We start from the raw sequence: 17085 nt of genomic DNA, 5'->3' as shown, positions 1-17085 counted from the left end.
TAAGATAAGGTATGGGGGATGCTATCTTTCCTTGTAATATAGCGACCTTTATTCTTTAAATGACTCTCAAATTTAAATCAAAACACGACTGATTTGGATATTAATCAATGTTTTGTTCTAGGGTATGTAATATTATAATTTAGGTAAAGATATAATTATGGCTATTATTATAATCATCGAATTACGAGAGAATAAAAAAATAATAAAATTAATATAACGAGATATTTAATTAATTTAAATCGTATTTTGAGTAATATATCGTTTTAAACTCTGGGTAAAAGTTGATAAGCGTTATTTTAAAATAATAAACGTTAACTAACATATTGAATAAACTTAATTTATTCATGAATATCTTTTATGGGTAAGACTATTTTTGTGTAATGTGATTTATATCACATCCTGTGTTCGAGCAGGATAGCCTATCAATAAGAAGATAAGGGGATCTATACGATACCCTTTTCGATCATATTCAGTTATCGATTTATTGGTTACACTATTATTTCAGATATTCATAATGTCTGTTTGCTGGTATGAGATATCAGCGGTTCACTTTTGGAAGGTAGAGGCATGTCAGAACAAACAATTATTTGGGATCTTGACCTGATCCATAAGTATAACTATTCAGGTCCTCGCTATACATCATACCCAACAGCATTGGAATTTAATCAACAATATGGTGATGCTGATTTTATCAAAGCGACTCAACGTTATCCTGAGCGCCCTTTATCACTTTATATCCATATTCCTTTCTGCCATAAGCTGTGTTATTTCTGTGGTTGTAATAAAATTATTACGCGGCATAAACATAAAGCAGACGAGTATCTTGATGTTTTAGAAAAAGAAATTATTAATAGAGCTCGTTATTTTAAAGACCGAAAAGTAACTCAAATGCATTGGGGTGGGGGTACGCCTACTTTTCTGGATAAGCAACAAATTAGTCGATTGGTTTCGTTATTACGTCAGCATTTTCATTTTGTCGATAATGCAGAGCTTTCTATTGAAATTGACCCGCGTGAGATTGAATTAGATGTTATCGATCATTTGCGTAATGAAGGCTTTAACCGCCTGAGTATGGGCGTGCAAGATTTCAATAAAGAAGTACAACAAAAAGTAAATCGTGAGCAAGATGAAGCATTTATTTTTGCATTAGTAGAGCGTGCGCGTGAAGTGGGTTTTCACTCTACTAGTATTGATTTAATTTATGGCTTACCTAAGCAAACCAAAGAGAGTTTTGCCTTTACATTAAAACGTGTCATTGAATTATCGCCAGATAGATTAAGTGTATTTAATTATGCTCATTTGCCTAATTTATTTGCGGCTCAACGTAAAATTAAAGATGAAGATCTCCCTTTAGCGGAAGAAAAATTAGAAATATTACAAGAAACCATTTCTACGCTAACGACAAATGGCTATCAATTTATTGGAATGGATCATTTTGCTAAGCCTGATGATGAATTAGCCGTGGCTCAGCGCAAAGGTATTTTACATCGTAATTTCCAAGGATATACCACTCATGAAGAGTGTGATTTATTAGGTATGGGTGTTTCTGCAATTAGTATGTTAGGGGATAACTATGCGCAAAATGAGAAGGTATTGAAAGAGTATTATGCGCGTGTAAATAGTGAAGGTAATGCACTATGGCGAGGTTTATCACTGACTAGTGATGATTGTATTCGCCGTGATGTAATTAAGACCTTAATTTGTAATTTTAATTTGCATTTTTCTGATATTGAAAAAATGCACGATATTGTCTTCCATGACTATTTTAAAGAAGATTTAGAATTACTTGTGCCAATGAAAGATGATGGTTTAGTTGAAATAACAGCTGATAGCATTCAAGTGACACCAAGAGGACGTTTGCTTATTCGTAATATCTGCATGTGTTTTGATACCTATTTACGAAATCAAATGCGCCAACGCCAATTCTCTCGTGTTATTTAAATAAAAGAGGGGTAGAGGACTAATATTCTTCTATCCCTAATTCTTTTAATTTTCGGGTTAATGTATTTCTTCCCCAACCTAATAATCGTGCGGCATCTTGTTTATGGCCTTGTGTATAGGCTAGGGCGCTGAGTAAAAGTGTCCGTTCAAACTGAGGTAATGCATTCGTTAGGATATTGTCTTTTCCTTCAGCTAATGCTTCATCTGCCCATAATGAAAGATGTTGTGACCAATGTTGAGATGAAGCAATGCGACTGATATTTTTTGCTTTCTCATCGGGTTGGCGAATTTCTTGTGGTAAATCTTGAGGCATAATTTCTTGGCTTGCCGTCATTACCGTTAACCAGCGACACACATTCTCTAATTGTCTTACGTTACCTGACCAGTTGTATTCCATCATTATTTGCAAACTTTGCTGATGAAGAGCTTTGGCTTCGACGCCCAATTCTTTTGCTGTTTTTTGCAGAAAATAGCGCGCTAAGCTGGGAATATCTTCAGTTCTATCACGTAATGGTGGTAATTGAATACGTATTACATTAAGTCGATGATAGAGATCTTCACGAAAATCACCTGCTTGAACGCGTTTTTCTAAGTCTTGATGTGTAGCGGCAATAATACGCACATCAACTTTAACAGGAGCATAGCCGCCTACTCGGTAAAATTGTCCTTCAGCAAGCACTCGTAGTAACCGAGTCTGAATGTCGAGGGGCATATCACCAATTTCATCAAGAAAAAGAGAACCCCCATTTGCTTGTTCAAATCGCCCTTGGCGTACTTGAGACGCACCTGTAAATGCCCCTTTTTCATGACCAAAAAGCTCTGATTCAATTAAATCTTTAGGAATAGCTGCCATATTGAGAGCAATAAAAGGAGATGAAGCTCTTGGGCTGTGGCGATGTAATGCATGTGCGACTAGCTCTTTTCCGGTACCTGATTCACCATTAATAAGTACACTGATTGAGGAGCGAGAAAGTCGACCAATAATACGGTAAACCTCTTGCATTGCAGGCGCTTCACCAATCATATCAGAAACAGATTGCAGAGTAGGTTCAGTCGTATTGGGCTGTTTTTGCTCGCGATAATGCGTAATTGCACGATCAATTAATGCTAAGGTTTCATCAATATCAAAGGGTTTTGGTAAATAATCAAAAGCCCCTTGTTGATAAGCATTTACTGCGGCATCCAGATCAGAATGCGCAGTCATAATTATCACGGGTAAAGTAGGGTAGCTTTCTTTAATGATTTTAAGAAGAGATAAACCATCGATATCAGGCATACGAATATCAGATAGCAAGACATCTGGCATTTCTGTATTGAGGGCGTTAAGTACATCATTTGCATGTTCGAAAGTTTTACATACAAGGCCTTCACGAGAAATTGCACGTTCCAGTACCCAGCGAATAGAGCTGTCATCATCGACAACCCACACATTTCCTTTTTGCATTAGTTATCTCCTACTTAATTGGTAAATAAATAGAAAATTCGGTATTCCCAGGCCAACTGGTAAATTCAATTTTACCTGCATGCTGATCCACTAAATTACGCGCAATTGATAATCCCAATCCATTTCCTCCTTCTCTACCGCTTACCATGGGATAAAAAAGAGTATCTTGTAAGTGAGAAGGTATCCCATCGCCAGTATCAATTACATCAATACGAGCAACAAGGCGATGACGTTCACCATGGAGTGTGACTTGAAAAGCAGTACGGGTACGCAAGATAATCGTCCCTCCTGTTTTTTCAACGGCTTGTAAAGCATTGCGTGTAATATTTAGGAGTACTTGTTCTATTTGATCTGGGTAATGTGATAACTCAGGCAAACTAGGATCGTAATCTTTTAACAAGGTGACATTGTCAGGGCATTCAAGTGAAATAAGTTGAGCCACTCGCTCAACAACATGATGAATACTCTGATATGTTTTTGTTCCTGGGTGTTGTGGGCCAAGTAGTCTGTCCACCAGCACACGAAGGCGATCAGCTTGTTCAATAATAACTTGCGTATATTCTGTTAAGGCAGGATCGGGCAATGATTTTGCCAGCAATTGTGCCGCGCCCCTTAACCCACCTAACGGGTTTTTAATTTCATGTGCCAGCCCCCTAACCAATTCCCTCGCTGCCATTTGCTGTGCTTGTTGTATCTGCTCTTGGCTTAACCGGCGTTGACTATCCATAGGCGCCAGTTCCAGCAAAATGTGTTGCTCGGAAATAGGTTGGGCACTGAGCGACATTGTGTGTGATTGGTTATTAACAACCAATATCACTTCATTGTCAGTAAAGCTTTGTCCACTCGCTAACGTTTCACGCATTAAATCAGCATCAAAAGAGTAATAGCTGAATAAGGCAGTAAAAGGCGTTTCAAATAATTTTCGGCGGCTTTGTGCTAAAACCTGTAACGCAGAATGATTCGCATAACAAATAATAAACTCTTTGTTGATAACCAATACTGAGTGTATCAATGAGTCCAGAATTAATGTGTTATCAGGTAAGTCTGCCGTTTCCATATTGAATACCTCTTTGCACCATTTTAGTGCATCTTACCTTTATTGCATTAATGAACCAATGCGTAAGTGAATAGACGGACTCCTTAAGTGGGAGAAAAGTGCCCATCCGAAGATGGGCAAAATAGCTTCACGGCAAAAAAAACAGTTTTACATCTTGGCTTAAGTTTTTATCGGTAAAACTTATCTTAAGCGCTGTAATACATTTCAAATTCAAGAGGATGTGGAGCCATACGTACACGTTGAACATCTGCACGTAATAATTCTAAATAAGCATCAATAGCATCGTCGGTAAATACACCACCACGAGTTAAGAACTCACGATCAGCATTCAGTGTATTTAATGCTTCCTCTAGTGAACCTGCGACAGTTGGGATCTCTTTTGCTTCTTCTGGTGGTAAGTCATAGAGATTCTTATCCATAGCATCACCAGGGTGAATTTTATTGATAATTCCATCAAGACCAGCCATTAACTGAGCTGCAAACGCGAGATAAGGGTTTGCTAAAGGATCAGGGAAGCGTACTTCAATACGGCGTGCTTTCATGCTGGCAACCACTGGAATACGAATTGATGCCGAGCGGTTACGTGCGGAATAAGCCAACATAACAGGAGCTTCAAAACCCGGAACTAAACGTTTATAAGAGTTAGTTGTTGGGTTAGTAAACGCATTGAGTGCACGAGCATGTTTGATAATACCGCCGATGTAATACAGCGCCATTTCAGATAATCCGCCGTATTTATCGCCCGCGAACAGGTTTACACCGTTTTTAGACAGTGACATATGGCAGTGCATACCTGAACCGTTATCACCCACAAGAGGTTTTGGCATAAAGGTCGCTGTTTTACCAAATACGTGAGCTACATTTTGTACCACGTATTTATAAATTTGGGTTTCATCTGCTTTTTTGGTCATGGTATTGAAGCGAGTCGCCACTTCGTTTTGACCTGCTGTTGCCACTTCATGATGGTGTGCTTCAACCACTAAGCCCATTTCTTCCATAATGTTACACATGGTAGAACGAATATCTTGTGATGAATCAACAGGTGGCAGCGGGAAATAACCGCCTTTAACCATAGGGCGGTGCCCTTTGTTACCGTCTTCATATTTTGTGTTGGTGTTCCAAGCAGCTTCAATATCGTTGATAGCGTAAGAAGCACCTGAAATATCGTTTTTAAAACGAATATCATCAAACAGGAAGAATTCAGGTTCTGGCCCAAATAATACGGTGTCTGCAATACCACTTGATTTTAAATAATCTTCAGCACGTTTTGAGATAGAGCGTGGATCGCGGTCATAACCTTTCATTGTGCCCGGTTCTAGCACATCACAACGAATAATCAGGGTTGGATCTTGAAAGAATGGGTCGAGCATTGCGGTTGTTGCATCTGGCATCAGTACCATGTCTGATTCGTTAATGCCTTTCCAGCCACCAATAGAGGAACCATCGAACATTTTTCCTTCTTCAAAGAAATCATCGTTAACCTGATGAGCCGGAATAGTAAGATGTTGTTCTTTACCGCGGGTATCAGTGAAACGTAAGTCAATATATCTAACTTTATGTTCTTCAATCATGGATAACACATGTTCAAGGGACATAGGAACTCTCCTGGCGAATGGTTTTATTGAGTGCAGTGGCCTTACACATTTTTCGGTGAATTTTTTGCTCACCTAAATTCTATTGCGAAAAGCATGCCAACTTATCTAAAAAGGGATATATACTGTATTGATGAAGTTTAGTGTAGAATATCTCCTGTGATTTTTTAATTATTGCACAAAGTTGGTGCAAATTAAGCCTAATTAGTTGCACTATTTTGGTGCAATCGAACGGATGCTACTAAATTCTGAGGCGTGAAAAGGATCACAATTCAATTAATTGCATATTGTTAAGCAATCATTATTGTGATCTTGTTTAGTCTCTCGTCTAAAGCGTGTACAATACTGCGCTTATTTCTACAATGCCTGAGGCAAATTTTGTGATCGAAAACTTGCGTAATATCGCCATCATCGCCCACGTTGACCATGGTAAAACAACTATCGTCGATAAATTACTACAGCAATCTGGTACGTTCGGTGAACGTGAAACCGTTGCTGAGCGCGTGATGGACTCAAATGATCTCGAAAGAGAGCGCGGAATTACTATTCTTGCGAAAAATACAGCGATTAAATGGAATGACTATCGTATCAATATCGTAGATACCCCAGGACACGCCGACTTCGGTGGTGAGGTAGAACGCGTTATGTCTATGGTAGACTGCGTTCTATTGCTGGTTGACGCGATGGATGGCCCAATGCCACAAACTCGTTTTGTGACACAAAAAGCATTTGCTAACAACTTAAAACCTATTGTTGTTATCAATAAAGTTGACCGCCCTGGTGCGCGTCCAGACTGGGTTGTTGATCAGGTATTTGACCTGTTCGTAAACTTAGGTGCAACTGACGAACAACTTGATTTCCCAATTATCTATGCATCTGCATTAAATGGTATTGCGGGAACAGATTACAATGACATGGCTGAAGATATGACTCCGTTATATGAAGCTATTGTCAAATATGTAGAGCCACCAAAAGTGGATCTGGAAGGTACATTCCAGATGCAAATTTCTCAGTTGGACTACAACAACTACATGGGTGTTATCGGTATCGGTCGTATTAAGCGTGGTAAGGTTAAACCTAACCAACAAGTGACTATCATCGATAGCGAAGGTAATACCCGTAACGGTAAAGTCGGTAAAGTTTTAGGCCATTTAGGCTTAGAGCGTATCGAAGTTGATGTTGCTGAAGCTGGCGATATCATTGCAATCACTGGTTTAGGTGAACTGAATATCTCTGATACGATTTGTGAAGTCGGTGCTGTTGAAGCGCTACCTGCATTAGCCGTTGATGAACCAACTGTTAGCATGTATTTCTGTGTTAATACTTCACCATTCTGTGGTCGTGAAGGTAAATTCGTGACTTCTCGTCAGATTTTAGATCGTCTGAAAAAAGAGTTAGTCCATAACGTTGCATTACGTGTAGAAGAAACTGAAGATCCAGATGCATTCCGTGTATCAGGTCGTGGTGAGCTTCACCTGTCAGTTCTGATTGAAAATATGCGTCGTGAAGGTTACGAATTAGGTGTATCTCGTCCTAAAGTTATCTTCCGTGATATTGACGGCCGTAAACAAGAGCCTTTCGAACAAGTTACTATCGACATTGAAGAACAGCACCAAGGTGATGTGATGCAAGCGATGGGTGAGCGTAAAGGTGAAATGCGCGATATGCAACCAGATGGTAAAGGACGTGTACGTTTAGACTACATTATCCCTAGCCGTGGTCTGATTGGTTTCCGTACTGAATTTATGACCATGACATCAGGTACTGGTTTACTGTATGCAACATTCAGTCATTATGATGATGTTCGCCCTGGTGAAATCGGTCGCCGTAATAACGGTGTTATGATCTCTAATGGCCAAGGTAAAGCCGTTGCTTACGCACTGTATAGCTTACAAGACCGCGGTAAATTATTCGTTACTCATGGTGCAGAAGTTTATGAAGGCCAAGTAATTGGTATTCATACTCGCTCTAATGACTTAACAGTAAACTGCTTGACGGGTAAAAAGCTGACTAACATGCGTGCTTCTGGTACCGATGAGGCGACAACGCTGACTCCACACCTGAAACAAACATTAGAACAAGCATTAGAATTTATTGATGACGATGAGTTAGTTGAAGTAACTCCGCAGTCTATCCGTCTGCGTAAGCGTTATCTGTCAGAAAATGATCGTCGTCGTGCTTACCGTAGCAAAGACTAATTCATTATTCTGATAACATAATTCTTAGGGCGCGTTAGCGCCCTGAGTTTATACTCGTCATACTTTAAGTTACAGGGGTGTTGATTACACTCAACTAGTCGAGTTACATAGTTTATCTATGTTCCCCGCCTATCTGTAATTCAAATTATTTAGAGTATAGGTACTATCAGTACTATAAGACGAATGCGGTGGTTTATTTACCATCGCATAAGTTTTTCTTCCTCTCTTTTCTTGCCTTTTATTCTTCAAGTTAAATTTACAACTTAAGTGTTGTTTATCACTCAAAATACAACTTATAAGTTGTTTTCTGGTATCAATATCAAAAATCATCATCCACCTTATTATGCATTATAGATAATGATGCTTTTAGTCTCATTTTTCGTCTTTCACTATTCTGGTTTTATGTTTTACAAAAAAATTAAGTGTGATTATTGTACTTTTTTAGCGTTTAAGCCTGTTCAGTAAAGCGATTTATGATTAAAGTAAAATGAGTTTTCTATTATGGAGAGGATTTATGCTTTATATCTTTGATATGGGTAATGTGATTATTGATATCGATTTTAACCGGGTATTCGCAGTATGGAGTAAACTCAGTGGTGTTCCATTAGCGAACATAAAAAAGAACTTCACCACAGGAGAGATCTTTAAATTACACGAACGCGGCAATATTACAGACATCGAATTTGCAGAAGAAATCAGTTCAGAATTAGGCATGAATTTAAGCTTTGAACAGTTTGCTGAAGGATGGCAGGCTATTTTTATCGCAGTTCGCCCCGAAGTCATTGATATAATGAATAAATTAAGAGAGCAAGGACATCGGGTTGTGGTATTATCAAATACTAATCGCTTACACCAAGATTATTGGCCAGAACACTATCCTGAAATTGCAGCTTCCGCAGATTTTCTCTATCTATCTCAAGATATTGGAATGAGAAAGCCTGATCCTGAAATCTATAAATATGTTTTACAGTCTGAAGATATTGAAGCACAAGATGCTGTTTTCTTTGATGATGTAAAAGCCAACGTTGATGCTGCCATTGCTGTGGGAATAAAAGGTGTGCATGTCATTGATAAACAAACCATCATTGACTATTTTAAAGATTATGATTTTTCTCTCCCGGTAGAAGAATAATGCTATTGTAAGGATAACAATATATTGAATTTGTTATCCTTTTTTATTGATTCATTTTGGAGAGAGTATGATCGCGTTAATTCAACGAGTGACACAGGCAAACGTGGATATTGCTGGTGAAACAGTGGGCGCTATTAATCAAGGCTTATTGGTTTTATTAGGTGTAGAGAAAGACGACAACGAACAGAAAGCCAAAAGATTATGTGAAAAAGTGTGCGGTTATCGCATCTTTAGTGATGAAAACGACAAAATGAACCTAAATGTGCAACAAGCTGGTGGCAGTTTATTAGTTGTCTCTCAATTCACTCTTGCCGCAGAAACACAAAAAGGAATGCGCCCAGGATTTTCGAACGGCGCGCCTCCAGAATTAGCGAAAAATCTCTATCACTACTTTATTGAACAGTGCCAGCTGCAAGGCTTAGAAACGCAAACAGGCCAATTTGCCGCAGATATGCAAATCACACTGACTAATGATGGCCCTGTTACCTTCTGGTTGCAGGTATAACGTCAACCGTACCGTGATGTTAAAAGGAGCTCAGATATGTACCATTTACGAACCCCAAAAACAGAGGCCGAATTTGAGGCCTATTATGCTTTTCGTTGGGAAATGCTTCGTAAACCTCTACATCAACCTGAAGGCTCTGAAAAAGACGGGTATGATACCTTTGCTCATCACCAAATGGTTGTTGATGAAACCGGACAACCCGTTGCAATTGGGCGACTTTATATTAATGCGGATAACGAAGGGGCTATCCGCTTTATGGCGGTACGCACTGATGCGCAAGGTAAAGGCTTAGGTACTCTTGTTGCCATGGCACTAGAGTCATTGGCTCGCCAAGAAGGTATAAAACGGATCGTGTGCAGTGCAAGAGAAGAGTCTGTAAGCTTCTTTGAAAAATTGGGTTATGAAAATTGTGGCCTAGTTACAGGTCCACAAACAACACCCATAAAGCATTTCTTTATGAAAAAAAGTATTGAGTCCTTAGATGATATTCTTCATCGGCCTGATTGGTGTGCTGAATTACAAAAACAGTGGCATCAACATATCCCATTAAGTGAAAAAATGGGATTACGCATCACTCAATATACGGGAACTCGTTTTTATACCACTATCCCAGAAGCGGGAAATCAAAACCCCCATCACACCATTTTTGCTGGTAGTCAATTTTCACTTGCCACCTTAACAGGTTGGGGATTGATTTGGTTATTAATGCAAGAGCATAAATTACAAGGTGATATTGTGCTGGTGGATGCCCATATTCGTTATCGTAAACCTGTTTCAGGGCGTCCCGCTGCCGTTGCTGATATGGAAAATTTAAGTGGTGATTTAGGACGATTAGCAAAGGGAAGTAAGGCACGTATTAAGTTAGATGTCGATATTTGCGGTGATGAAGGAGTTGGTGCTGTTTTTAGTGGTACTTATATTGTTTTACCTGCACAAAACAAGCAATGTTAGGTGGTTAAAGTTAATTAATTGAATTTAATGATTTTTTATCTTTTTTGCGTTAAAGAATGTGGATAATTAATCTATACTTTAATGCTTATCTTATTAGGTGAGCCACAAAACTCTGTCCTTTAGGGCGAGGAGAATGGCAAAGTGTTTCTATCGCGATCCAATTGATGTATATTTCGCAGTTTACGGAGGGAAGCATGGACACCAATTTATCTACTCGTCTTAATAAATATATCAGTGAAAGCGGGATCTGCTCACGCCGTGAGGCTGACCGTTATATTGAGCAAGGACTTGTCCTTATTAATGGCAAACGCGCTAGTATCGGCGACCAAGTATTTGCTGGCGATGAAGTCAAAGTTAATGGTCGATTGATTGAAGCACAGGATAATTCTGAGCTGGTGCTGATTGCGCTGAATAAACCTGTGGGTATTGTCAGTACCACTGATGATGGCGAAAAAGATAATATTGTTGATTATGTTAACCACAGTACTCGTATTTTTCCAATTGGACGTTTAGATAAAGATTCACAGGGATTGATTTTCCTGACTAACCACGGTGATTTAGTTAATAAAATCTTACGTGCAGGTAACGATCACGAAAAAGAGTACCTTGTGACAGTGAATAAACCGATCACTGATGAGTTTATTCATGGAATGGGTGCAGGCGTTCCTATCATGGGACAAAAAACCAAGAAATGTAAGGTGAAGAAAGAAGCGCCGATGGTGTTTCGTATTACCTTAGTTCAAGGGCTAAATCGCCAAATTCGCCGTATGTGTGAGTATTTTGGTTATGAAGTCACTAAGCTTGAACGTATTCGTATTATGAATGTGAGCTTATCGGGATTGCCTGTTGGTGAATGGCGTGACCTGACCGATGATGAACTGATTACCTTATTTGACGCGATTGAAAAATCAACTTCTGAAGCACCACCAAAACCAAAGCAAAATAAGCCGAAAAAACAAGTCAGTAGTAATGCAAAAGCCTTGGGTATTCATATTCCTCAAACAAAAACCAAAGAAACGGAAAATAATTCCCGTAAGCGTTTTGTTCAGCCTGGTCGTAAAAAGAAAAAACGCTAAGTTTATTTTTGAAGATGCGATAAAAACAAAAAAACACCTGAAAGGGTGTTTTTTGTTTGTTCTATTTAGGCATCAATAAAATTAGTCTAAATTCAACTCATCTAATTTATTTTGGCGACGTTCAAGCACAATCGCTGCAAGTTCGGCATCCATAACCCGTTCAATTAAGGCGTCATAGTCTTCTTTAGAGAGGCAATAGAACAACGGAGTTTTGTTGTCATCGCACACAAGCAGTGTGCTGTTATCTTCAAGTGCAGTTAAAGGAGATTGTTGAAACGTGTTTAAAGATATTTTTTCAGGGGAAAAATCTTCGTCAGACATGAAAACTCCACAATAAAGAAAAGGGCAATAGCGCATTGTAACGCTTTTTATTAAGGGAGCAATCCGTGCTCCTGCGAAAGATCAATATTATAGATGATTAATTATTTCACCATTTTGTATTTCTGAATTGAGTATTTGTTGCTCACCTTTACTTCCAGTCAACGTACCATTGAGTGTTGATATTACTGGGCTCGCACGTAAATTACCTTTCAATTTTAGTGTAAATTGGCCTATTTCATCAGAGTAGGTTGTTTTTAAACCTAATGTATAAGGCGTTGATAAAGGCACATTGAGCCCATTAGCAATGAGTGAGAACTGACGTTGTTGGTTAGATTGCACTAAACCTGCTGAGCCTCGTACAATACCATCACCAATAAAGGCCGAATATTGCTCAACAATTGCATTATCTTGTTGAGTGACAAGGTGTAGATCAGGTCGACGTAATTCAATTCTATTTAATGTCCCACTATCTGCATTTAATATAGCTGAACCTTGCCATAATCCCCATTCACCTTCTTTTGCAATAATTAAATTTTGCAGTTTTCCTGTTAACCCTGTGAATTGGAAAGGAAACTCTGGTGTAATATCAATCAAAATTGATTGGTTTATGGATAACTGTTCGATAGTAATATTTTGAATATCACTGCTATTATCAATAGGTTTCGCTAAAAAAGTGAGCCAATTTTCAGGGAGTGTGTATAAAAGGCCTGAAAGTGTCGCTTCATGAATAGAGATAGTTTTCGAGTCTTTATTCCAATCACCTGCAAGTTTAATTAAGCCTTTCTCATAGCGTAGGCTGAGGTTATCTAGATTGAGCTGATTGTTTTGCTGATTCAGTTTTGCGATAAGATCAGTGAAATGTTCATCTTGAAAAACAACGTCATTTGCGTTGAGTTCACCCATTGTGAATGTGAGGTTTTTATCCCAATCAAATTGAGAAAATTGACCATCAAAACCACTTACGGCCCACTGTTTTCCTTCAGCCGTAAAATCAACAATATTAAGCGCTCTTATGCTAATGTGTGGGTATTTAGAGATTGATTGTATTAAATCACTGAAGGTTTGAGAGGATTGCCAACGTAGGCCATTCATATAAACTTCATCAAACTTCCATTGATTATCTTGATATTGACCACTTAATGAGAGTGAGCCATTAAGTAAACGCGTTCCTAGTTTTTCTATTTGAATATTATTTGGTTGATATTGACCAGAAATAATGAAGTTACTGAATTCATTATTATTTATTGCGCCATTAGCAATGGAAAATTGAAAATGGCCAGCTCCAATAAAATCTTCCGATGTAGGTGCCCAAGGTGTAATTCCCCCCGTGACTTTGTTTGCTTCGAAAGAAAAATCCGTATTGGTACTGTTTAAAATCATATTTTTAAATTGCAGAATATCAGCGCTTAACGGTATTGATGGAGCCTTATTGGTAAATTCAATATTGCCATTTTCTAATGTAATTTTTTGCAGGTGAGAAGGGGCAGTAAAAAATTGCCAATTAAATCGAATTTGTGCTGATTTTGCGAAGACAGTTGTTTTGTCTTGTTTAGGGTTAACAGAGAGATCATGAACAATAACTTGTTCTGGCTGCATGAGGTCATGTTCAATACCTGAGAAGCGAATATCGTAATCAGTATATTGTGTTAGCCATTCGCTTGTCTTTTGCGCTCCCCACTGAGTCTGAATAAAAGCGTAAATTATAATAATAAATAAAATAACGATAAGTATCAGAGATACCATACTTTTCATCAGCCAGCGCATTGCCCTTCTCCTGTTTTATACTCCATCAAAACATTATACAGTTATGCCTGAAAACTAAGCGATGCTCAAGTATTCATCGGGTAAATCTACGTTATTTCACCTGTTTATTAATGTAAGCGATATAAATAAGATAAAAATAAAACGCCATTTCTCAGTGAGAAAAATGGCGTTTATGTTTTTCCGCTGTTCCGTTTTTAAGATTTATTTTTCTGGAGGGAAAATTAGATTTAAAATAATTGCAGTTAATCCACCAGCAGCAATACCTGATGATAGCAATGTTTTTAGCCAATCAGGAGCAAACTGCAATATTTGAGGCTGTTGGGAAACTCCTAATCCTACGGCTAGTGAAATCGCAAGGATCATAATTGCTCGGCGATTTAGCGCTTCTTTCGAAACAATACGTACACCTGAGGCCGCTATGGTGCCGAACATAACAAGCGTAGCACCACCTAATACAGGCTCAGGAATTCGTTGTACAAATTCTGCAACGAAAGGAAATAAACCCAAAACAACCAACATGGCCGCCACAACATAACCCACATAACGACTGGCAACACCCGTTAATTGAATAACACCGTTATTTTGACCAAAACAGGAGTTTGGAAAGGTATTGAAAAATGCTGATACCATGGAGTTAATCCCATTAGCCAAGACTCCCCCTTTAATACGTTTCATATAAACAGGGCCGCTAACCGGTTGTTCAGAGACATCAGACGTGGCTGTGATATCGCCAATGGTTTCCAGTGAGGTGATCATAAACACGAGCATTAAGGGAATAAGCAGGTGCCAATCAAATGATAGCCCATAATAAAATGGTTCAGGGATCGTCATCATTGGCGTTTCTTGATGCTCCACTGGTGTTGGTAACATATCCAGAGCCCAAGCAAGAATATAACCCACAGCCATAGCTATGACTAAAGAGGCAACACGCAAATAAGGATTTTTTTGTCGATTCAGTAAAATAATAACAATGAGGACCGAGCCTGCTAATAATAAGTTCTGTGGCGAACCAAAAGTATTATTTTCAATAGCTGCATAGCCGCCACCAATAGAGGTTAATCCCACTTGAATTAATGAGAGACCAATAATCATCACGACCACACCAGATACTAAAGGCGTTATGATACGTCTTGCCAAATGAAGTACGCGTGAAAGAACGATTTCTGTTAATGAGGCGACCATTAATGTTCCAAAAAGGGCGGCCATCATTGTTGGGATATCAGCCCCTCCATTTTTCAGTGCTAATCCTCCCATAATTAAAGGAGCAACAAAGTTAAAACTAGTTCCTTGAATCGATAATAATCCTGAACCAATTGGTCCCCATGCACGAATTTGTATTAAAGAGGCAATTCCTGATGCAAATAAAGACATGCTGATAATGCGTTGGGTATCGTGTGCAGGTAATCCTAAGGCTTGGCAAATGAGGATCGCAGGTGTGATAACTGCGACAAACATGGCTAAAAGATGTTGGCAAGCGGCAAAAAGCGTTTGAGCTAATGGCGGTTTTTCTTCTAAAGCAAAAAGAAGCTCGCTATTTTTTTTAACTGAAACATCACTATCTTTAGGCAATTTTTGATTTTCTGAAGTAACCATGGTGTGAATTTCTTATTCGACAAAAACGGTATTTTAATGATCTACGCCACAAAAGCAATCGTTTGCGTGAAAATGATGTTATCAAAATGCATAAGAGGCGCTCACATTTTTATATGTTTTAACTTGTGTTTGTCGCCATTTTTTTTTCTAATCGGGGATACCTGCTTTTGGCGTTGTTTATGGATGAACTTAGCGTCGTAGTATTTTTATATAAAATTAACAAATAAGACGGGGTACATAAATGTATCATCTTGATGTTTATGGCACGCTGGTTGCGGCCACTTTGGTTCTCTTGATCGGACGTAAGTTAGTGAAATCTGTTCCTTTTTTAGAACGGTATACGATCCCAGAACCTGTTGCAGGTGGGCTACTTGTTGCAGTTCTTTTATTAGCATTTAAATCTTTTATGGATTGGGAAGTGAGTTTTGACCTCTCACTTAAAGATCCATTAATGCTAGCCTTCTTTGCAACGATCGGTTTAAACGCGAACCTCGCGAGCTTAAAAGCGGGAGGAAAAGCGCTTTTTATTTTCATCTTTGTTGTTGTTGGGTTGTTGCTAGTGCAAAACACAGTCGGTATTGCATTGGCGAAAATGTTAGGCCTTGATCCTTTGATGGGATTACTTGCAGGCTCGATTACATTATCGGGTGGTCATGGTACAGGGGCTGCTTGGGGTAAAACGTTCGTTGAAAGTTATGGCTTCATGAGTGCGTCTGAAGTCGCAATGGCGTGTGCAACCTTTGGTTTGGTTTTAGGTGGATTGATTGGTGGCCCAGTTGCACGTTACTTAATCAAGAATATTCCAACACCAGGACTTGGTGCTGATGATCATGAAATGCCAACGGCGTTTGAGAAACCCACTACAGGTAGAATGATTACTTCAATGGTATTGTTAGAAACTATTGCGATGATCTCTATCTGTTTAATGGCGGGCACATTCCTTTCTCAATTATTAGAAGGTACTGCATTCTCATTACCAACCTTTGTGTGTGTCCTGTTTATTGGTGTTATTTTAAGTAACAGCCTCTCAATGCTTGGGTTCTACCGTGTTTTTGATAGAGCTGTGTCAGTTTTAGGTAACGTGAGTTTATCGTTATTTTTAGCGATGGCATTAATGAGCCTAAAATTATGGGAACTGGCTTCACTGGCGATCCCAATGCTGGTTATTCTTGGTGTTCAGGCGGGTGTTATGGCGTTGTACGCTATTTTTGTGACATTCCGTGTGATGGGTAAAAACTACGATGCGGCGATTTTAGCGGCGGGTCACTGTGGTTTTGGTTTAGGGGCAACACCAACAGCGATTGCTAATATGCAAGCCGTTACAGATCGTTTTGGCCCTTCTCATCTTGCGTTCTTAGTCGTACCAATGGTAGGGGCATTCTTTATTGATATTGTGAATGCGATAGTGATCAAACTGTATCTATTGCTACCATTCTTTACACCGATAGCGGGATAGTTTTACCGTTATAACTTGAAAAATATCTCTGTATTAAATTGCACCCCAATGTTGT

The 17085-nt window shown here is 38.9% G+C and carries 13 protein-coding genes; 7 read left to right on the top strand and 6 right to left on the bottom strand.

What is annotated here, in order from left to right:
* The first annotated feature begins 567 nt into the window (after positions 1–567).
* The gene (gene hemN / locus DK866_RS11265; protein WP_109408967.1) at positions 568–1941 is read left to right on the top strand and encodes an oxygen-independent coproporphyrinogen III oxidase; all 1374 of its coding nucleotides are present in this window, start codon (positions 568–570) and stop codon (positions 1939–1941) included.
* Between the two features lie 19 nt (positions 1942–1960).
* Here hemN and glnG read toward each other — a convergent pair whose 3' ends face one another.
* The 3 genes from glnG to glnA all read right to left on the bottom strand — a co-directional run bounded on the left by glnG (position 1961) and on the right by glnA (position 6037).
* On the bottom strand, positions 1961–3385 hold the full coding sequence (glnG, locus tag DK866_RS11260; RefSeq protein WP_109408966.1) for a nitrogen regulation protein NR(I): 1425 nt from the start codon (positions 3383–3385) through the stop codon (positions 1961–1963).
* Between the two features lie 10 nt (positions 3386–3395).
* On the bottom strand, positions 3396–4442 hold the full coding sequence (glnL, locus tag DK866_RS11255; RefSeq protein WP_109408965.1) for a nitrogen regulation protein NR(II): 1047 nt from the start codon (positions 4440–4442) through the stop codon (positions 3396–3398).
* 185 nt (positions 4443–4627) lie between these two features.
* Entirely contained in the window at positions 4628–6037 is a 1410-nt protein-coding gene (glnA, locus tag DK866_RS11250) for a glutamate--ammonia ligase (RefSeq protein ID WP_072068833.1), read from the bottom strand.
* Positions 6038–6396: 359 nt separating this feature from the next.
* Here glnA and typA point away from each other — a divergent pair, with 359 nt between their 5' ends.
* The 5 genes from typA (at position 6397) to rluF (ending at position 11896) form a co-directional block, all read left to right on the top strand.
* Complete coding sequence (gene typA, locus DK866_RS11245; protein WP_072068832.1) at positions 6397–8232, top strand: ribosome-dependent GTPase TypA; 1836 nt, start codon at positions 6397–6399, stop codon at positions 8230–8232.
* 514 nt (positions 8233–8746) lie between these two features.
* On the top strand, positions 8747–9364 hold the full coding sequence (gene yihX, locus DK866_RS11235) for a glucose-1-phosphatase (RefSeq protein WP_109408963.1): 618 nt from the start codon (positions 8747–8749) through the stop codon (positions 9362–9364).
* Positions 9365–9431: 67 nt separating this feature from the next.
* Entirely contained in the window at positions 9432–9869 is a 438-nt protein-coding gene (dtd, locus tag DK866_RS11230; protein WP_072068830.1) for a D-aminoacyl-tRNA deacylase, read from the top strand.
* A 36-nt stretch (positions 9870–9905) separates the two neighbouring features.
* Positions 9906–10820 carry a fatty acid biosynthesis protein FabY gene (gene fabY / locus DK866_RS11225; protein WP_109408962.1) on the top strand — a complete coding sequence of 305 codons (915 nt, stop codon included), beginning with the start codon at positions 9906–9908 and terminating at the stop codon, positions 10818–10820.
* A gap of 194 nt (positions 10821–11014) precedes the next feature.
* Positions 11015–11896 carry a 23S rRNA pseudouridine(2604) synthase RluF gene (rluF, locus tag DK866_RS11220; protein WP_109408961.1) on the top strand — a complete coding sequence of 294 codons (882 nt, stop codon included), beginning with the start codon at positions 11015–11017 and terminating at the stop codon, positions 11894–11896.
* 81 nt (positions 11897–11977) lie between these two features.
* On the opposite strand, the gene DK866_RS11215 is transcribed toward rluF, so the two are convergent.
* From DK866_RS11215 to DK866_RS11205, 3 genes are all read right to left on the bottom strand, one after another.
* Complete coding sequence (locus DK866_RS11215; protein ID WP_072068827.1) at positions 11978–12217, bottom strand: hypothetical protein; 240 nt, start codon at positions 12215–12217, stop codon at positions 11978–11980.
* Between the two features lie 87 nt (positions 12218–12304).
* Positions 12305–13981, bottom strand: a complete 1677-nt coding sequence (locus tag DK866_RS11210) for an AsmA family protein (protein WP_109408960.1) — start codon at positions 13979–13981, stop codon at positions 12305–12307.
* A gap of 201 nt (positions 13982–14182) precedes the next feature.
* Positions 14183–15574, bottom strand: coding sequence for a uracil-xanthine permease family protein (locus DK866_RS11205; RefSeq protein WP_072068824.1), 1392 nt, complete (start codon positions 15572–15574; stop codon positions 14183–14185).
* A 241-nt stretch (positions 15575–15815) separates the two neighbouring features.
* On the opposite strand from DK866_RS11205, the gene gltS reads away from it, so the two are divergent.
* Positions 15816–17030 carry a sodium/glutamate symporter gene (gene gltS / locus DK866_RS11200; RefSeq protein ID WP_088494334.1) on the top strand — a complete coding sequence of 405 codons (1215 nt, stop codon included), beginning with the start codon at positions 15816–15818 and terminating at the stop codon, positions 17028–17030.
* Positions 17031–17085 lie beyond the last annotated feature (55 nt).

The organism is Proteus genomosp. 4 str. ATCC 51469, assembly GCF_003144375.1.
GTDB lineage: Bacteria > Pseudomonadota > Gammaproteobacteria > Enterobacterales > Enterobacteriaceae > Proteus.
The sequence above is the reverse complement of the archived record's forward strand: the minus strand, read 5'-3'. Positions and strand labels throughout refer to the sequence as shown.